Raw genomic sequence first — 17664 nt, 5'->3', positions numbered from 1 at the left:
AAATGACCCAGCAGCATCCGTTTCCGATGTTTCGTCCGCGCGCATGCTTCGTCGCGCTTGCCGGCGCGTTTGCGCTGTCGGCCGCGCTGCCCGCGTACGCGCAGCAGACCGCGGTGATGGCGGTGGATTCGACCTTCACGACGATGGACCCGTACGACGCGAACGACACGGTGTCGCAGGCCGTCGTCAAGTCGTTCTACCAGGGCCTGTTCGGCTTCGACAAGGACATGAAGCTCGTCGACGTGCTCGCGACGGGCTATGAAGCCAGCCCCGATGCGAAGACGTACACGATCAAGCTGCGCTCGGGCGTGAAGTTCCACGACGGCACCGATTTCAACGCGGCGGCCGTGAAGGCGAACTTCGACCGCGTGACCGATCCCGCGAACCACCTGAAGCGCTACAACATGTTCCGCGTGATCGAGAAGACCGAGGTCGTCGATCCGACCACGGTGAAGGTCACGCTGCGCGAGCCGTTCTCGGCGTTCATCAACACGCTCGCGCACCCGTCGGCCGTGATGATCTCGCCGGCCGCGCTGAAGAAGTGGGGCCGCGACATCGCGCTGCATCCGGTCGGCACCGGGCCGTTCGAGTTCGTCGAGTGGAAGCAGACCGACGACCTGAAGGTGACGAAGTTCGCGGGCTACTGGAAGAAGGGCTATCCGAAGATTGACGCGATCGACTGGAAGCCGGTGGTCGACAACAACACGCGCGCGGCGCTGATGAAGACGGGTGAAGCCGATTTCGCGTTCCGCATTCCGTTCGAGCAGGCGACCGAGCTGAAAGGCAACCCGAAGGTCGACGTCGTCGAGCGGCCGTCGATCGTGCAGCGCTACGTGTCGCTGAACATGCTGCAGAAGCCGTTCGACAACCCGAAGGTGCGCCAGGCGCTGAACTACGCGGTGAACAAGGAAGCGCTCGCGAAGGTTGCGTTCTCCGGTTTCGCGACGCCGTCGACCGGCGTGGTGCCGCAGGGCGTCGATTACGCGACGAAGCTGGGCCCGTGGCCGTACGACCCGGCGAAGGCGCGTGCGCTGCTGAAGGAAGCCGGCTATCCGAACGGCTTCGAGACGACGCTGTGGTCCGCGTATAACAACTCGACGTCGCAGAAGGCGATCCAGTTCGTGCAGCAGCAGCTCGCGCAGGTCGGCGTGAAGGTGCAGGTGCAGGCGCTGGAAGCCGGCGAGCGCGTCGCGAAGGTCGAGAGCGCGCCGGATCCGGCGAAGGCGCCGGTGCGGATGTACTACATCGGCTGGTCGTCGTCGACGGGCGAAGCGAACTGGGCGATCACGCCGCTGCTGGCCGGCGCGTCCGCGCCGCCGAAGCTCGTCAATACCGCGTACTACAAGAACGACGCGGTCGACGGCGATCTGACGAAGGCGCTCGAGACGACCGATCGCGCGAAGAAGGCCGAGTTCTACGCCGATGCGCAGAAGCAGATCTGGGCCGATGCGCCGTGGATCTTCCTCGTGCAGGAGAAGATCGTGTATGCACGCAGCAAGCGGCTGCAGGGCGCGTACGTGATGCCGGACGGCTCGTTCAACTTCGACGAGATCTCGCTGAAATGACGGCGGTTCGTCCGCCACGCAGTGCCGGCGGCGCGAGCCGCCGGTGCGCTGATTCGATCGGTGTCCCATGCTGAATTTCCTCGTCAAACGCCTGTTCGGCCTGCTGCCCACGCTCGCGATCGTCGCGGTGCTGGTGTTCCTGTTCGTGCACCTGCTGCCGGGCGACCCCGCACGACTCGCGGCCGGCCCCGAAGCCGACGACGCGACGATCGCGCTCGTGCGCGCCGACCTCGGGCTCGACAAGCCGATGCCCACGCAGTTCGCGAACTTCTTCGTGAAGATCGCGCACGGCGATTTCGGCGTCTCGACGCGCAGCAAGCGGCCGGTCTCGACCGAGATCGGCGAACGCTTCATGCCGACGCTGATGCTGACGCTCGTCAGCATGGTGTGGTCGACGCTGTTCGGGATGGCGATCGGAATTGCGTCGGCGGTCTGGCGCAATCGCTGGCCCGACCGTATCGGGATGACGCTCGCGGTGTCGGGCATCTCGTTTCCCGCGTTCGCGCTCGGCATGCTGCTGATGGAAGTCTTCTCGGTGAAGCTCGGCTGGCTGCCGGTCGTGCCGGACGGCTCGTGGAAGAGCTACGTGCTGCCGTCGCTGACGCTCGGCGCCGCGGTCGCGGCCGTGATGGCGCGCTTCACGCGCGCGTCGTTCGTCGAGGTGCTGAACGAGGACTTCGTGCGCACCGCGCGCGCGAAGGGCGTGCACGAGCCGATGGTCGTGCTCAAGCACTGCCTGCGCAACGCGATGATCCCGGTCGTCACGATGATGGGGCTGCAGTTCGGCTTCCTGCTCGGCGGCTCGATCGTCGTCGAGGTCGTGTTCAACTGGCCGGGGCTCGGGCGCCTGCTCGTCGACGCGGTGACGATGCGCGACTACCCGGTGATCCAGGCGATCGTGCTGCTGTTCTCGCTGGAATTCATCCTGATCAACCTGACCGTCGACGTGCTGTACGCGGTCATCAACCCGACCATCCGGTTCAAGTGAGGCGCGAATGAACGCGACTGCCCAGCCCGCGGCGCCGGCCGCACCGACCGCGATCCGCACGCCGTGGCGCGAATTCTGGCGCAAGTTCCGCAAGCAGACCGTCGCGCTCGTCGCCGGCGGCTTCGTGCTGGCGCTCGTGGTGCTCGCCTTCGTCGGCCCGCACATCGTGCCGTTCGATCCGGAGAACTATTTCGACTACGACGCGCTGAACGCGGGGCCGTCGGCCGTGCACTGGTTCGGCGTCGATTCGCTCGGCCGCGACATCTTCAGCCGGATCGTCGCGGGCACGCGCATTTCGCTCGCGGCCGGCTTCTTCTCGGTCGCGCTCGGCGCGGCGATCGGCACGTTGTTCGGGCTGCTCGCCGGCTATTACGAAGGCTGGTGGGACCGCATCACGATGCGCATCGCCGACGTGCTGTTCGCGTTCCCGGGCATCCTGCTCGCGATCGGCGTGGTCGCGATCCTCGGCAACGGGATGGTCAACGTGATCTGCGCGGTTGCGATCTTCAGCATCCCGGCGTTCGCGCGGCTCGTGCGCGGCAACACGCTGATGCTCAAGCACATGACCTACGTCGAGGCCGCGCGCAGCATCGGCGCGTCCGACTGGACGATCATCATGCGGCACATCCTGCCGGGCACCGTGTCGTCCGTCGTCGTCTACTTCACGATGCGCATCGGCACGTCGATCATCACCGCCGCGAGCCTGTCGTTCCTCGGGCTCGGCGCGCAGCCGCCGACGCCGGAGTGGGGCGCGATGCTCAACGAGGCGCGCGCGGACATGGTGACGGCGCCGCACATCGCGGTGTTCCCGAGCCTCGCGATCTTCCTGACCGTGCTCGCGTTCAACCTGCTCGGCGACGGGCTGCGCGACGCGCTCGACCCGAAGCTGGAGCGCCGTTGATGCGCGCCGCACCGATGTGGACGGCGATGCTGCCGCCCGGGCCGCGCGGCACGATCGCCGATGTGCCGGGCGTGACGGTCGGCCATTGCACGCTCGATGCCGGCAACGTGCAGACGGGCGTGACCGTCGTGAAGCCGCATCCGGGCGACGTGTACCGCAGCAAGGTGCCGGCCGGGGCGGCCGTGATCAACGGTTTCGGCAAGAGCGTCGGGCTCGTGCAGGTCGACGAGCTCGGCACGCTCGATACGCCGATCGCGCTGACCAATACGTTCGGCGTCGCGGCGGTTGCCCACGCGCAGCTCCGTGCGGCGATCGCGGCGAATCCACAGGTCGGCCGCGACTGGCCGACCGTCAATCCGCTCGTGTTCGAGTGCAACGACGGTTACCTGAACGATATCCAGGCATGCGCGGTCACGGCCGCGCATTACGACGACGCATGCCGCGCGGCATCGCGCGACGTCGCACGCGGCGCGGTGGGCGCCGGACGCGGGATGTCGTGCTTCGACCTGAAAGGCGGGATCGGCTCCGCGTCGCGCGTGGCCGTCGCGGCCGGCCGGCCCTATACGGTCGGCGCGCTCGTGCTCGCGAATTTCGGCCGGCTGCCGATGCTGACGCTCGGCGGCGTGCCGCTCGGGCGCATCGTCGCGCAACGGCGCGCGGCCGAAGCTGCCCACACGGCGCCGCCCGAGCAGGGCTCGATCATCCTGTTGCTGGCCACCGATGCGCCGCTCGACGCGCGGCAGTTGTCGCGGCTCGCGCGCCGCGCGGCGGCGGGGCTGGCACGCACGGGCTCCGTCTACGGGCATGGCAGCGGCGATATCGCGCTCGCCTTCTCGACTGCCTACACGATCGCGCACGACGCATCGACGATCGCGCTGCCGGCCCTCGTGGCCGATGCGGCGCTCGATCCGCTGTTCATGGCCGCGGCCGAAAGCGTCGAGCATGCGATCGCCGACGCGTTGCTGCAGGCGGTGACGGTCGCCGGGCGCGACGGTCACGTGCGGCAATCGCTGCGCGACGCGGTGCCCGATCTCGACCGGTTGTTCAACGAAAACGACGAAGGACGTTCGATCCTGTCATGAAGATCCTGATCTCGACCGATATCGAGGGTGTCGCGGGCGTATTCGCCGTCGAGCAGACGCGCGCCGGCAATCCGGAATACGAGCGGGCGCGCCGCTGGATGACCGCCGAGGCGAACGCGGCGATCGAAGGCGCATTCGCCGGCGGCGCGCAGGCCGTCTGGGTCAACGATTCGCATGGCGGCTATCGCAACCTGCTGCCCGACGGGCTCGATGCGCGGGCGCGCGTCGTGCTCGGCAAGCCGCGTACGCTCGGGATGATGGCCGGCCTCGAACAGCAGCCCGATCTCGTATTCATGATCGGCTATCACGCGAAATCGCAGACGCGTGGCGTGCTCGCGCACACGATCAACAGCTTCGCGTTCACGCAGGTGTGGCTGAATGGCGTCGAGCTCGGCGAAGCCGGGCTGTACGGCGCGCTGGCGCGCGAATACGGCGCGCACGTCGCGCTCGCGACGGGCGACGACGTATTCGCCGAGGAAACGCAACCGCTGTTTCCGGACGCGCGTTTCGAGACGCTCAAGACGGCCGGCGGCGCATCGAGCGGCGAGACGCTCACGCCGTCCGCGTCGTGCGCGCGCATCGCGGCCGCCGCACGGGAGACGGTCGCGCAAGCGCTGTCGTCCGGCCGGCGCGCGGGCGCTCATCGGCCCGCGCCGGCCGCTTGCACGCTGCGCGTGCAGACGGCCGCGCTGGCCGACCTGTTCTGCGTGCTGCCGTCGCTCGAGCGTGTCGATGCGGTGACGCTGCGTTTCGACGGGCCGTCGGTCGAGCACGCGGTGCGCACGCTGAACAGCCTGTCGGCGATGTCGTTCATGTTGCGGTGACGCGTGCCGCGCGACGCCGCCGGCGCATGGCCGGCCGGCCGATCGCGGCGGGGCGGACCGCCTTCGATAGCGGGTCATTGATGATGGAATTCGGGCCGTGAGAAATACGCTGCTAGATCCCTACGAACACATTCCCCGGAGCGTGGTCGTGCTCGCCAACGAATTTGCGGCGGGCACGACGTTTCCGGATCATGCGCACGTGCGCGGGCAATTCGCATTCGCGTCGCGCGGCACGATCAGTGTGTCCACGCCGCACGGCCGCTGGCTGGTGCCGCCGCAGCGCGCATGCTGGGTGCCGGCCGGCGTGCGGCACGAATTGACGATGACCGGGCCGGTCACGATGCTCACCGCGTTCGTGTCCGCCGACGCCGCGCAGGCGGCCGGACTGCCCACCCAGTGCGGCGTGTATGGCGTGTCGCCGCTGCTGCGGCAACTGATCGACGATGCGATCGACTTGCCGGCGATGTACGACGTCGACGGCCGCGCGGGCAAGCTGATGGATCTGCTGATCGCCGAAATCGCGACGATGCCGCGCCTGTCGCTGCATGCGCCGTTGCCGGCCGATGCACGACTGGCGAAAGTATGCCGGCACCTGTTCGCGGCGCCGTCGATCGCGGCCGATCTCGATCGGGTCGCGGCCGACGCGGGCGTGAGCCGGCGCACCTTCACGCGACAGTTCCGTGCGCAGACGGGCGTGAGTTTTGCCGCCTGGCGCCAGCAGGTATGCATGCTCGCGGCGATTTCGCGCCTGACCGACGGGCAACCGGTGACGCGCGTCGCGCTCGATCTCGGTTACGCGAGTGCGAGCGCATTCACGTCGGCATTTCGCCGCATTCTGGGCGACACGCCGAGCCGGTATCTGGAGATTCGTCGCTAGGCGCCGGGACGCCGCGCGGGTCACGCCGGTGCGCGGGCCGCGACACCAAAAAAATACGCGCCCGCCAACTTCGGCCAGACGCGCTTAAAGGCACTCTGTCTGACAAATGCGCGGACCGCCTGTCGGGCAGCGTCGCGCATGACGCCTGTCATTGTTGCTTCATACGATTCAATTCTGCCGACTCATTGCAGATAACCAAGAATACGCCGCATAACGCGCAAACGATATCGGGGCGACCCGACGATTGATGTGCTCTCGCAGCATGCATTTCAATGGCGCGTTCGATATCGGGATGGGAAGTCGATGATGGCAGGGATCCGCAGCCGTTACCGGGCACGATGCGGCGCACCATCGAATGATGGCGACGCGGGCCTCAAAACGCCGTGTGGCGCGATGCCTGCCGGTATCGCGCCACACGGCGGTGCGGTTGCATACGAAGCCGGCGAGCGCCAGCGCATGCGTCAAACGTCGAAGAACACGGTTTCTTCCGGCCCCTGCATACGGATGTCGAAGCGGTAGACGACCGGGCGGCCCGGTTGCGCGTCGCGTTTCGCGACGAGCGTCGCGCGTCGCTCGGCCGGCACCGCGTTCAGCACGGGGTCGACCGCGTTCGCCGCGGCTTCGTCGTCGAAGTACACGCGCGTGAACGCGTGGGTGAGGATGCCGCGCATCATCACGGTCACGTTGATGTGCGGCGCCTCGTCGGCTGCGACGCGGCCCGGCTTCACCGTCTCGACGACGAAGCGCTGCTGCGGGTCGGTGCCCGTGCCGACCCGCGCGAAGCCCGTGAAGCCGGATTTCGCGATGTCGTCGCGCGACGCGGGATAGCGGCCCGCGCCGTCCACCTGCGTGAATTCAAGCACCGCGTCGCCAACGACGTTGCCGTCGCCATCGAACACCTGCCCGACCAGCAGCACATGCTCGCCTTCGGTGTGCGCGGCGGCGATCGTCGGCGTGAACAGGCTTTTCAGGTCGTAGTCGTATTGCTGCGGGCACAGGCCGTACGCGAAGTACGGGCCGACCGTCTGCGAAGGGGTTTGCTTCAGCGTCGTCATGGTTCAGCGCTCCATCGGGGTGGCGTCGCGGCCGCGCAGCACGATGTCGAATTCGTAGCCGAGCGCATAGCCTTCTTCGGTGATGTCCATCGAGAAGCGCGAGATCAGGCGCTCGCGCGCGGCTTCGGGCGTGCCCTGGAAGATCGGGTCGTACGCGAGCAGCGGATCGCCGGGGAAGTACATCTGCGTGACCAGGCGAGAGCCGAAGTATTCGCCGAACAGCGAGAAGTGGATGTGATTCGGGCGCCACGCGTTCGGGTGGTTGCCCCACGGATACGCGCCGGGCTTGATCGTCAGGAAGCGGTAGCGGCCTTCGTCGTCGGTCAGGCAGCGGCCCGCGCCGAGGAAGTTCGGATCGAGCGGCGCGTCGTGCTGGTCGACCTTGTGCACGTAGCGGCCGGCCGCGTTGGCCTGCCACACTTCGACGAGCGTGTTGCGCACGGGCTTGCCGCCTTCGTCGAGCACGCGGCCGGTGACGACCATCCGCTCACCGAGCGGCTCGCCGTTCTTCACGGCGTTCTTCGTCAGGTCGTGGTCCAGCGCGCCGAGATCTTCCGCGCCGTAGACGGGCGCGTACTGGTCGCGCAGCTTCTCCTTCAGCGGGATCAGCGGACGGGTCGGGCCGCGCTTCACGGACGAACGGTACTCGGGGTGAACATAGGCCGGATGCGACGGCCAGTCGCGCGGCGTGAGGATCGTGGGGGAATCCATCGGGGCGTCTCCTGATAGGTATTTCGCGAAGTGGACGCCACGACTTTAGCCAATCCGGAAAGTTATGAAAAATGACCTTTTTTCGTGAATTACATAACCGTTTGTTATGTTTGTCCCGCCCATGAAAATTCCGCCGGACAGGAACCCTGTCCGGCGGAAAAAGCGATCGGGCTTCGCGTCGTCGGTGACGACCCCGTGCACGGCCCTCCAGCCAGCCCGTCGCTGCTTTTTGTCTTTCGTTCTCGTTGTTATCCGGTCTCCCCAGGCGTGCCCGTCGTCACGGATGGCGGGGATCGAACACGATCCCGTCGAATTCGAGCGCCAGCGTGCCGCTGCGCAGCAGGGCCGACGGTGTCGACGCGTGGCCGGCGCCGAGCACGTCGTTCACGTACTGCGCGCAGAAGCCGCGCCGCGCGCGCAGATTGAAGCGATTGCCGAGCAGCGCATCGATTCGCCGTTCGGCCAGCGCATGGATGTGGCGCTGCGCGTCGACCGAGGCCGCCGCGACGCGGCGCGCCAGCGCGATGCGTCCGCCGTCGGCACGGGCGACGAAGCGCGACAGCGGCGCGAGCTTCGTCCACGCGAACGCCGTGGCTTCGGCGATCATCGGTTCGTCGCCCGACGTATCGACGACGATGCCGAAGCGGTTGGCCCAGACGCCCGCCGAGCCGGTCGCGGCATCCGGCGCACCGGCCGGCTCGCGGATGAACACGAGATCGCCGACGTGCGCGCCGGCGGCCAGCGTGCGCAGGGTGGCGAGCGGCATCGTGCGATCGGTGTCGCGTGCATCGCGCGGGGCGGCGTGGTGCGATTTGCAGGCGGCTGTGTCGATTCGGGCGGTCATTTCGGCTCCGTCGTTGCGTGACAGGACGGAGCGGATTATGCAGACAAGTAACCTGAATTACTGATGTGGATGTGTGAGTAGCCTAATATCCGACCACGAGCATCATTTTTCGATACCAACATGACCGAGACCGCCCAACTCATCGAAACGCTGAAGCGCCAGTTGAAGGCGCAGGGAATGACTTATCGGGACGTCGCGCGTGCGCTCGACATCTCCGAGACGAGCGTGAAGCGGCTGTTCGCGAGCGGCCGCTTCACGCTTGAGCGCATCGCGGAGATCGCGCAACTGCTCGGCTATACGCTCGCCGAGCTCGTGCAGGAAGCATCCGCGTCCGCGCCGCGCTTGCGTGTGCTGACCGAGCAGCAGGAGGCGTTGCTCGTGTCGGACGAGAAGCTGCTGCTGGTCGCCGTGTGCGCGATCAATTACTGGACCGTGCAGGACATCGTGTCGGCCTATCGCGTCACGCAGGCCGAGTGCGTGAAGTATCTACTGATGCTCGACCGGATGAACGTGATCGCGCTGCTGCCCGGCGACCGGATTCGCGTACGCGTCGCGCGCGATTTCGACTGGCTGCCGGGCGGGCCGATCCGCCGCTACTTCCATGCGCACGTGCTCGACGACTTTCTCGGCAGCCGCTTCGACGGCCCGGGCGAGACGATGACGTTCCTGCAAGGAATGCTGACGGACGCGGCCGCCGCGGAGCTCGAACAAGAGCTGCGGCGGCTGAGCAGCAAGGCGGCGGCGCTGCATGCGGAGTCGTCGTCCGCGCCGCTCGGACAGAAGCACGGCACGGCCCTGCTGATCGCGAAACGGATCTGGGAGCCTACGGGATTCCACGCGCTGCGGCGCCATGCATGACGCCGTGCCGAACGCTTGGGCCTTTCCGGAAAGTTATGCAAAATGGCGATTCATCGTCATTCGCATAACCACCCGTTATGAATAACCGTATCGCCGACGGTCGCGTCAAATTCCGGCACCTGCAGTGTTTTCTCGCGGTCGCGCAACTGGGCGGCGTGCAGAAGGCGGCCGAAAGCCTGTCGATCACGCAACCGGCCGTGTCGAAGACGATCGCCGAGCTGGAGGCGATCCTCGGCGTGAAGCTGTTCGAGCGCGGCCGGCACGGCGCACAGCCCACCCGCGAAGCGCAACTGTTCATGCCGCACGCGAATGCGTGCGTATTGGCGCTGCGGCAGGGCGTCGGGCTGCTGGCGCGCGAGGGCGGGGCCGCTGCCGCGACGCTGGAAATCGGCATGCTGCCGACCGTCGCGGCTTCGCTCGCACCGGCCTTGATGAAGGCGCTGACCGCGCGCTGGCCGCGCATCGTCGTGCGGATCGCGACGGCCGCGAACGCCGAGTTGCTCGAGCGTCTGAAATCCGGGGCGATCGAATGTGCGATCGGGCGGCTGTCGGAGCCGGAGCGGATGATCGGGCTCGCGTTCGAGCAGTTGTACAACGAGCCGCTCGTCGCGGTCGTGCGTGCCGGGCATCCGCTGCTCGCGAGCGCGGCGCCGGCCGCCGAGCTGGCGCGCTACCCGGTCGTGCTGCCGCCGTTCGGCACGTTGATCCGCCAGTCCGCCGAGCAACTGCTCGGCGCATGCGGCGCGCCGCCGCTGGATTCGTTCATCGAGGTGCTGTCGGTATCGGTCGCGCGCGCACTGGCGCTCGAGAACGATGCGGTCTGGTTCGTGCCGCTCTATGCAGCCGAATACGATCTGTCGGCCGGCGCGCTGGCGCGCCTGCCGCTGCCGTCGGCGGGCACCGACGAGCCGGTCGGGCTCGTGCTGCGTACCGATGCGCAGCCGTCGCCGGTCGCGCGGACGCTGATCGACGCGGTGCGCGACATCGCGCGATCGCGGTTCGGCAATGCGCGCCCGCACCAGGCGCCACGCGCGGCGCGCAAGCGCGCTCGCGGCAAGCGGTGATCCACCGGGCCTGGCGGATGCGCCGGGTCCGATCTGCTTCTTGCCGAAGGATTGAGTGGCCATCCGGTCAGTAGCCATCATCGGGGTGCTTGGCATATCGTACCGTTTTTGATACGATGGGTGACAAGACGATGGCGAGACAGCAGATTCAGGTCACGCTCGGCGTGCGGTTCTTCCGGACGGCCCGCGGCCACGAGCCGGTGCCCGAATGGCTCGATGCGCTCGTGCAGGCGGAGCGAAGGGCGATCGGCGAAGAGATCAAGACCGTTCAACTCGGCTGGCCGCTCGGCATGCCGCTGGTCCGGAAGATGGCGAAGGATCTGTGGGATATCCGCGTGACGGTGCCGGGGCGAAGCGCGCGCGTGCTGTTCACGGTCGTCGGCGACACGATGGTGCTGCTGCGCGGCTTCTTCAAGCAGTCGCGAGCTACGCCGTCGGACGATCTCGACGTCACCGTCGCGCGCTTGAAAGCGCTGACGCACGCCATCTGAATTCCCCGGTTGCGCCGGAACGCACCGTCTCCGACGGTCGGGCAGCCGGCAACGCCATGCACCTGGAGTACGACATGACGACCACGAACAATCCGCATATCGGCAGCGATTTCGATGCCTTCCTCGAAGCGGACGGCGCTCTCGAAGCGGCCACCGCCACCGCGATCAAGCGCGTGATCGCGTGGCAGATCGGGCAGGAAATGAAGGCGCAGCACATCACGAAAACCGCGATGGCCGCGCGGATGAAGACCAGCCGCGCCGCGCTCAACCGTCTGCTCGACGAAACCGACACGAGCCTCACGCTGGCGACGCTCGCGAGCGCGGCCGCCGCGCTCGGCAAACGGCTCAGCTTCGAGCTGGTGCCGGCCTGACGGGCGCGAACGAACGGCGCACGGCCGGATCGGCGTGATCGTTCGTGCGATCGGTGCGGCGAGCCGGTGGGCGTCGGCCCGCGGCGCATATCGGATCATTGACGCGGGCCGGTAACCTGCAGATAAAGCAGTGCGCCGCCCGCGAGCAGCAGCGGGCACAGGAAATACCATCCGGTCGTCACGAACAGCCCGGCGACCGCAATCAGCGAAATCCACGCGCAACGATATGCGATGCCGCCACGCGGCAGCAGCTTCAGCGCAGCCGCCGCGCCGAGCCCGTACACCATCACGAAACACCCCGACGTCACGAGCACGAGCGGCTTCGGTCCGACGTCCGACAGCGCCGTGGCGGCCAACGCGATGGCCGCGAGCACCGCGATCACGCCGAGGCTGCGGCGCGGCACGCCGCCGACCTGGCTGCCTTGCGCGAGCCATGCGGGCAGTGCGCCGTCGCGCCCGAGCGCCGCGCCGAGTTTTGCCGCGCCGGCGAAATATGCGTTCATCGTGCCGAGCGTGAGCAGCAGTGCAGCGGCGGCCGCCAGCACCTGCGCATGGCCGCCGATGCCGCCCGCGATCAGTTCGGCGAGCGGCGCGCCCGATGCACCCGCGGAAGGCCCGAGCACCGTCACGCTCGCGGCGGCCACCGACAGATACAGGAACCCGACGACCACGACCGCGATGCCGGCCGAGCGTGGCATGTCGTGCGCGGGCCGGCGGAATTCGGCCGCGAGATGCGTGATCGCTTCCCAGCCGGCGAAGCTCCACACGAGCAGCGCGGCAGCCTGGCCGACCGCGAGCCAGCCGTGCGGGGCGAACGGATGCAGGTTCGCGGCGCGGGCATGCGGCGCGGACGCAAGCACCGCGGCAAGCAGCAGCGCGACGAGCAGCGCCGACAACACCAGTTGCATGCGGCCCGACACGGTGACGCCGAATGCGTTCGCGGCCGACACGGTCGCGATCAGGGCGGCGGCCGTGACGACGACCGTCGTGTGTCCGCCGCCCGTGACGGCCGCGACGTATGCGCCGCCGAACATCGCGGCGGCCGGCGCGCCGGCCGGCACCGCGAAGTAGAAGCACCAGCCGACGATCGCCGCGGCCTTCGGGCCGAATGCGCGCCGCGCGTAGGTCGACACGCCGCCGGCATCGGGATAGCGGGCGCCGAGTGCGGCGAAGGTGGCCGCGAGCGGCCCGGACAGTACGACGAGCGCGGCCCATGCGAGTAGCGAGGCCGGCCCGGCGACTTCGGCGGCGAGCGCGGGCAGCGCGATCACGCCGGTGCCGAGCACCGCGCCGATATAGAGCGCGGCGCCCTGGAAAATGGTCAGCGAACCCGCGTGATGGGCAGCGGGCGAATCGGCATGCGAAGGCATGAGCGGCAGTCTCCGGAAGTCTTGTCTTGTGTGGGCGAGGCGTGCAAGCGCGCGGTCGATCGTTCGATGCTACCGGAACGATGGTGACCGCGCGGCCCGGCGATCAGTAGTCTTGTGCCGCGTGCGTGTCAGCCGATGTCAGCAGGAACGCGCGAGCCGCAGGCGCGCGTCCTCGCGCGCGGCGGGCGACAGCTCGGGCGCGTAGTGGAACGTACCCGATACCAGCGATGCGACGGGCACGCCATCGCGGAACAGCACGCGATTGCCGGCCAGCGCCGGCACCTTGTCGCCGGGCAGCAGCGTGCCGGCGAGATTCAGCGGGTCGGCGCCCGTCACGCATACATACTGCCCATCGCCCGGTTGCCGGCGCAGTTCGCGCAGGATCGGGATGGCCTCGGGCAGCGCGAACTGCTCGCCCGCGAGCCCGGCGACGAACCGACCGCCGCGAATCTCGCCGCGTGCTTCGAGGCGCTGCAGCACGCGCACGAGTTCGCGCCAGCTCGGCAGCCAGTCGGCTTCGCGTTCGAGCAGCCGCCAGAACACGACGCCGTAGCGGCGCAGCAGCGTCCACACGATGTGTTCGAGTGCGTCGGGATCGGTCATGGCGGGGCCGCGTTTCGGTGCGGGCGCGCCGTCGTCCGGTGGTGCCCGACGCTGCACGAGCGCCCAGCGGCCGGCGTCGTCCATCCCGCCGATCAGCGCGCCGCCGCGTCGTGTACGCGGTGCATAGGTCGCGCTGCGCTTGACGGCCGGCTTCAGCAGCGCGCGCAGGCCCGCGTAACTGTCCGCGTTCACGAGGCCGGCCGACACGAGTTCGCCGAGCGCCTGTTCGAGTTCGACGGGCAGCATGTGCAGGTCGTCGAGCAATGCGTCGAAGAACATCGCGCCGTGCGCGGCAAGCGCGTCGCGCACCTGTGTGGCGCGTGCGGATAGCGCCGGCTGCGCATCGGGATCGCGCAGCGCCTGCCATGCGGAAAGATGGCGGCGCGGCAACAGCACGATCGGCGTCGTCTTCACGGGCGTGCCGGCCGCGCGCGCCGGCGCGCCGATGCGGGTCCACACCAGCTTGCCGGAGCGGCACAGCTCGTCGAGGCCGCCCGCCGTGTAGTCGGTGAGCCGCGCGGGCAGCAGCGCGTCTTCCCAGGCGCTCGCCGCGGCCTCGTAGCCTTCGAGCTGTTCGACCACGGCTGCCAGCGCGTCGCGACCGGTGCCGCGCGTGTCGGGCGTCAGGTGCTGCCAGTGGAACAGGAAGCGCATGAAATCGGCGCGTTCGACCGGCTCGATCTCGCGACGCAGCCGCTTTACCGTATAGCGATGAATGCGCGCGAGCAGGTGACGTTCGCACCATTCGTCGGTCGTCGCGCCCGGCGTGAAGCGGCCGCGCATCACGTAGCCTTCGCGCTCCAGCGCTACGAGCGCCGTCGAGATCGACGCGGGCGGCAGGCCGAGCGGCGCGGCGATCGCATCGAGCGTGAGCGGCCCGAAGCCGGTGAGTCGCGCGCGGATCACGTCGACGAGCGCCGCATCGGCTTCCCACGGCTGCGCGCACGCGGCCGGCACCTTGAGCGCCGGTGTCGTGCGGGCGTCGGGATGCAGCGCGCGCACGCACACGAGCCGCTCGACCGGCACCCACAGCACGGCGCCGCCCGGCGTCGCGAGTTTCGTCGCGCGGCGGCGTTCCGCGAGTTCCGCGAGTCGCTCGGGCCAGCCTGCGTGCGCGTGCGCCTCGCTGTCGGCGACGCATGCGAGCGTAAGCAGCGCATCGTGCATTTCGTCGGCGTCGCGCGCGAGCGGCCACGCTTCGTCGCGCACGGCGGCGATCGCGTCGGCGTCGAGCGCGCCCAGATCGTCGGCCGATTCGGGGTCGCTCCAGCGGCGCGACTGCACGGCCTGCGTGCGGCGTTCCTCGAGCGGCGCATCGTCGAGGAATGCGTAGGGCTTCGCGTTCAGGATCTCGGCCGCGAGCGGCGACGGCGCGGGCAAGTCGCGCTCGACGAGTTCGATCGCGCCGCTCTCGATCCGGCGCAGCAGCGCAAGCCAGCCGTCGGTGTCCATCGCGTCGTGCAGGCAATCGTCGAGCGTCTGGTCGACGAGCGGATGATGCGGAATCTCGCGTTCGCCGACGATGTTCTCGAGACATGCGGCCTGATCGGGGAACACCGTCGCGAGCAGATCGTCGCTCTTCATCCGCTGCAGTTGCGGCGCCGTGCGCCGGCCGCCGGTGAAACGCGGCAGCGCGAGCGCGGTGGTCGCGTTCCAGCGCCAGCGCACGCCGAACATCGGCGCGTCGAGCAGCGCCTGGATCAGCACGTGCTCGGCGCTGGCCGAACGCAGGTAGCGCCACACTTCGTCGAGTGCGAAGCTGTGCGCGAGCGACAGCGACAGGATGATCGCGTCGTCGGTCGCGGCGGCCTGCAGTTCGAAGTTGAAGTTGCGACAGAAGCGCTTGCGCAGCGCGAGCCCCCATGCACGATTGATCCGGCTGCCGAACGGCGAATGGATCACGAGCTGCGTCCCGCCCGATTCGTCGAAGAAACGCTCCATCACGAGCGTGTCCTGCGTCGGCAATGCGCCGAGCGCCGAGCGGGTGCGCGCGAGGTAGTCGGCGATCTGGCGTGCGGCGTCGGGCGACAGGCGGAGATCGTCGACGAGCCAGCGCAACGCGGGCGCGAGGCGGCTTTCGGCGGGCGCGAGCGCGGTGGCGGCGGCATCGGTTCGCGAGTCGGTGACGATGCCGGCCGAGCCCGCTGGTTGGGCGTTACCGTGCGTCTCCGTCTTGCCCGCCGCGTTGCCGACCGCGCGCTTGCGTCCGCCGGCGTTCGCTTGCCGGTCGCCTTCCGCGAGCAGGCCGTCGATCCGTGCGCGCAGCCGCCCGACCGCCGCCGACAGCTCGTCGCTGCGTCCGAGCCCCTCGCCGAGCCAGAACGGAATGCTCGGCGATTGACCTTGCGCGTCCTCGACGCGCACGCGGCCCGTTTCCACGCGAATGATCCGGTACGACTGGTTGCCGAGCTGGAACACGTCGCCGGCCAGACTTTCGATCGCGAAATCCTCGTTGACGGTGCCGACCTGGATGCCCTGCGGTTCGAGCAGCACCGCGTAGTCGGCCATGTCGGGAATCGTGCCGCCGGAGGTGGTCGCGGTCATCATCGCGTTGCGGCGGCCGCGCACGGTGCCGCCGACCACGTCGCGGTGCAGGTACGCGCCGCGCACGCCGCGGCGGCTCGTGAATCCCTCGGCGAGCATCTTCATCACTTCGTCAAAGCGTTCGCGCGTCAGCCGCGCGTACGGCGCGGCGCGCGTGAAGCTCGCATACAGCGCGTCTTCGTGCCATTCCGTGCACGCGACTTCGGCGACGATCTGCTGCGCGAGCACGTCGAGCGGCGCTTCGGGAATCCGCAGCGCATCGAGTTCGCCGCGTTGCACGCAGTCGAGCAGCGCCGCGCATTCGACCAGCTCGTCGCGCGACAGCGGAAACAGCCGCCCCTTCGGCACGCCGCCGACATGGTGCCCCGAGCGGCCGACGCGCTGCAGGAACGGCGCGATGCCGCGCGGCGAGCCGACCTGGCAGACGAGATCGACGTCGCCGATGTCGATGCCGAGTTCGAGCGACGCGGTCGCGACGAGCAGCTTCAATTCGCCGCGTTTCAGCCGCTGCTCCGCGTCGAAGCGGTGCTCCTTAGCCAGACTGCCGTGATGCGCGGCGATCGCGTCCTTGCCGAGCCGGTCGGCGAGATGGCGCGCCATGCGCTCGGCGGTGCGCCGCGTGTTGACGAACACCAGCGTCGTGCGATGCGCGGCCGCGAGCCCGGCGATGCGGTCGTACACCTGTTCCCACACGTCGGTCGCCATCACCGGTTCGAGCGGCACGTTCGGCAGTTCGAGCGCGAGGTCGCGCTCGCGGGTGTGGCCGGTGTCGACGATCGCGCAGTCGCGCGGCGCGTCGGCCGGCCCGCCGACGAGGAAGCGCGCGACCGCGTCGATCGGCTTTTGCGTGGCCGACAGCCCGATGCGCGGCAGCGCGTGCCCGGCCAGCGCGTCGAGGCGTTCGAGCGACAGCGCGAGATGGCTGCCGCGCTTGGACGACGCCAGCGCATGGATTTCGTCGACGATGACCGAGCGCACGCTCGACAGCATCTGCCGCCCCGACGTGGACGACAGCAGGACGTACAGCGATTCGGGCGTCGTGACGAGGATGTGCGGCGCGCGCTTGCGCAGCGCCGCGCGCTCGGCCTGCGTCGTGTCGCCGGTGCGCACCGCGGTGCGGATCGCCGGTACCGGCAGGCCGAGTTGCGCGAGCGATTCGGCGATGCCGGCGAGCGGCGCGTCGAGGTTCACGTGGATGTCGTTCGACAGCGCCTTCAGCGGCGATACGTAGACGACCAGCGTCGCGTCGGGCAGCGTGCCGTCGTGCGCGAGCGCATCGCGCACCAGATCGTCGAGCGCGCACAGGAAGGCGGTGAGCGTCTTGCCGGAACCGGTCGGCGCGGCGACGAGCGTGGAGCGGCCGGCCTTGATGTGCGGCCACGCGAGCGCCTGCGCGCCGGTCGGCGCGGCGAACGTGCGCCGGAACCACGCGGCGACGGCCGGGTGGAACACGTCGAGCGCGCGGGCGGCAGGGCGGGTAGCTGTGACGTCCATCGGAGCGTTGAAATGGGGTGCG

Annotated in this window: 15 protein-coding genes; 10 read left to right on the top strand and 5 right to left on the bottom strand. The window is 68.9% G+C overall.

Annotated elements, in window-relative coordinates; translation table 11 throughout:
- Positions 1 to 2: 2 nt before the first annotated feature.
- The 6 genes from gsiB to WT24_RS25470 all read left to right on the top strand — a co-directional run bounded on the left by gsiB (position 3) and on the right by WT24_RS25470 (position 6237).
- Complete coding sequence (gsiB, locus tag WT24_RS25495; RefSeq protein ID WP_060036203.1) at positions 3 to 1565, top strand: glutathione ABC transporter substrate-binding protein GsiB; 1563 nt, start codon at positions 3 to 5, stop codon at positions 1563 to 1565.
- A 67-nt stretch (positions 1566 to 1632) separates the two neighbouring features.
- Positions 1633 to 2553 carry a glutathione ABC transporter permease GsiC gene (gsiC, locus tag WT24_RS25490; protein ID WP_060036202.1) on the top strand — a complete coding sequence of 307 codons (921 nt, stop codon included), beginning with the start codon at positions 1633 to 1635 and terminating at the stop codon, positions 2551 to 2553.
- 7 nt (positions 2554 to 2560) lie between these two features.
- On the top strand, positions 2561 to 3454 hold the full coding sequence (gsiD, locus tag WT24_RS25485; protein WP_059783765.1) for a glutathione ABC transporter permease GsiD: 894 nt from the start codon (positions 2561 to 2563) through the stop codon (positions 3452 to 3454).
- Positions 3454 to 4536: a P1 family peptidase gene (locus WT24_RS25480; RefSeq protein ID WP_060036201.1), complete on the top strand. Its 1083-nt coding sequence runs from the start codon at positions 3454 to 3456 to the stop codon at positions 4534 to 4536. The genes gsiD and WT24_RS25480 overlap by 1 nt, the downstream gene beginning before the upstream one ends.
- The gene (locus WT24_RS25475; RefSeq protein ID WP_060036200.1) at positions 4533 to 5360 is read left to right on the top strand and encodes a M55 family metallopeptidase; all 828 of its coding nucleotides are present in this window, start codon (positions 4533 to 4535) and stop codon (positions 5358 to 5360) included. Before WT24_RS25480 ends, WT24_RS25475 begins: the two co-directional genes overlap by 4 nt.
- Positions 5361 to 5457: 97 nt before the next feature.
- Entirely contained in the window at positions 5458 to 6237 is a 780-nt protein-coding gene (locus tag WT24_RS25470) for a helix-turn-helix domain-containing protein (protein ID WP_059500712.1), read from the top strand.
- 461 nt (positions 6238 to 6698) lie between these two features.
- On the opposite strand, the gene pcaG is transcribed toward WT24_RS25470, so the two are convergent.
- The 3 genes from pcaG to WT24_RS25455 all read right to left on the bottom strand — a co-directional run bounded on the left by pcaG (position 6699) and on the right by WT24_RS25455 (position 8847).
- Positions 6699 to 7292, bottom strand: a complete 594-nt coding sequence (gene pcaG / locus WT24_RS25465; RefSeq protein WP_059500711.1) for a protocatechuate 3,4-dioxygenase subunit alpha — start codon at positions 7290 to 7292, stop codon at positions 6699 to 6701.
- 3 nt (positions 7293 to 7295) lie between these two features.
- Complete coding sequence (gene pcaH / locus WT24_RS25460; protein WP_059500710.1) at positions 7296 to 8003, bottom strand: protocatechuate 3,4-dioxygenase subunit beta; 708 nt, start codon at positions 8001 to 8003, stop codon at positions 7296 to 7298.
- Positions 8004 to 8280: 277 nt separating this feature from the next.
- Entirely contained in the window at positions 8281 to 8847 is a 567-nt protein-coding gene (locus WT24_RS25455) for a YiiX/YebB-like N1pC/P60 family cysteine hydrolase (protein ID WP_060036199.1), read from the bottom strand.
- A gap of 120 nt (positions 8848 to 8967) precedes the next feature.
- Here WT24_RS25455 and WT24_RS25450 point away from each other — a divergent pair, with 120 nt between their 5' ends.
- The 4 genes from WT24_RS25450 to WT24_RS25435 all read left to right on the top strand — a co-directional run bounded on the left by WT24_RS25450 (position 8968) and on the right by WT24_RS25435 (position 11631).
- Positions 8968 to 9705, top strand: a complete 738-nt coding sequence (locus tag WT24_RS25450; RefSeq protein WP_059500708.1) for a helix-turn-helix domain-containing protein — start codon at positions 8968 to 8970, stop codon at positions 9703 to 9705.
- A gap of 77 nt (positions 9706 to 9782) precedes the next feature.
- A complete protein-coding gene (pcaQ, locus tag WT24_RS25445; protein WP_059500707.1) occupies positions 9783 to 10769 on the top strand; it encodes a pca operon transcription factor PcaQ in 987 nt (328 codons plus the stop codon).
- 131 nt (positions 10770 to 10900) lie between these two features.
- Positions 10901 to 11260 carry a type II toxin-antitoxin system RelE/ParE family toxin gene (locus tag WT24_RS25440; protein WP_060036223.1) on the top strand — a complete coding sequence of 120 codons (360 nt, stop codon included), beginning with the start codon at positions 10901 to 10903 and terminating at the stop codon, positions 11258 to 11260.
- 74 nt (positions 11261 to 11334) lie between these two features.
- Positions 11335 to 11631, top strand: a complete 297-nt coding sequence (locus WT24_RS25435) for an XRE family transcriptional regulator (protein WP_060036222.1) — start codon at positions 11335 to 11337, stop codon at positions 11629 to 11631.
- Positions 11632 to 11726: 95 nt separating this feature from the next.
- Here the strand turns inward: WT24_RS25435 and WT24_RS25430 are convergent, their stop codons facing one another.
- A complete protein-coding gene (locus WT24_RS25430) occupies positions 11727 to 13001 on the bottom strand; it encodes an APC family permease (protein ID WP_059500706.1) in 1275 nt (424 codons plus the stop codon).
- Between the two features lie 138 nt (positions 13002 to 13139).
- On the bottom strand, positions 13140 to 17642 hold the full coding sequence (locus WT24_RS25425; RefSeq protein WP_060036198.1) for a DEAD/DEAH box helicase: 4503 nt from the start codon (positions 17640 to 17642) through the stop codon (positions 13140 to 13142).
- Positions 17643 to 17664 lie beyond the last annotated feature (22 nt).

This window comes from Burkholderia sp. MSMB1078WGS (genome assembly GCF_001528895.1).
Lineage (GTDB): Bacteria > Pseudomonadota > Gammaproteobacteria > Burkholderiales > Burkholderiaceae > Burkholderia.
The sequence above is the reverse complement of the archived record's forward strand: the minus strand, read 5'-3'. Positions and strand labels throughout refer to the sequence as shown.

Excerpts from the sequence above, each read along its gene's own strand:
- WT24_RS25425 (WP_060036198.1), bottom strand. The coding sequence starts at position 17,642 with ATGGACGTCACAGCTACCCGCCCTGCCGCCCGCGCGCTCGACGTGTTC.
- WT24_RS25455 (WP_060036199.1), bottom strand. The coding sequence starts at position 8,847 with ATGACCGCCCGAATCGACACAGCCGCCTGCAAATCGCACCACGCCGCC.
- pcaQ (WP_059500707.1), top strand. The coding sequence starts at position 9,783 with ATGAATAACCGTATCGCCGACGGTCGCGTCAAATTCCGGCACCTGCAG.
- pcaH (WP_059500710.1), bottom strand. The coding sequence starts at position 8,003 with ATGGATTCCCCCACGATCCTCACGCCGCGCGACTGGCCGTCGCATCCG.
- gsiD (WP_059783765.1), top strand. The coding sequence starts at position 2,561 with ATGAACGCGACTGCCCAGCCCGCGGCGCCGGCCGCACCGACCGCGATC.
- WT24_RS25430 (WP_059500706.1), bottom strand. The coding sequence starts at position 13,001 with ATGCCTTCGCATGCCGATTCGCCCGCTGCCCATCACGCGGGTTCGCTG.
- pcaG (WP_059500711.1), bottom strand. The coding sequence starts at position 7,292 with ATGACGACGCTGAAGCAAACCCCTTCGCAGACGGTCGGCCCGTACTTC.
- WT24_RS25480 (WP_060036201.1), top strand. The coding sequence starts at position 3,454 with ATGCGCGCCGCACCGATGTGGACGGCGATGCTGCCGCCCGGGCCGCGC.
- WT24_RS25475 (WP_060036200.1), top strand. The coding sequence starts at position 4,533 with ATGAAGATCCTGATCTCGACCGATATCGAGGGTGTCGCGGGCGTATTC.
- WT24_RS25435 (WP_060036222.1), top strand. The coding sequence starts at position 11,335 with ATGACGACCACGAACAATCCGCATATCGGCAGCGATTTCGATGCCTTC.
- gsiC (WP_060036202.1), top strand. The coding sequence starts at position 1,633 with ATGCTGAATTTCCTCGTCAAACGCCTGTTCGGCCTGCTGCCCACGCTC.
- WT24_RS25440 (WP_060036223.1), top strand. The coding sequence starts at position 10,901 with ATGGCGAGACAGCAGATTCAGGTCACGCTCGGCGTGCGGTTCTTCCGG.
- WT24_RS25450 (WP_059500708.1), top strand. The coding sequence starts at position 8,968 with ATGACCGAGACCGCCCAACTCATCGAAACGCTGAAGCGCCAGTTGAAG.
- gsiB (WP_060036203.1), top strand. The coding sequence starts at position 3 with ATGACCCAGCAGCATCCGTTTCCGATGTTTCGTCCGCGCGCATGCTTC.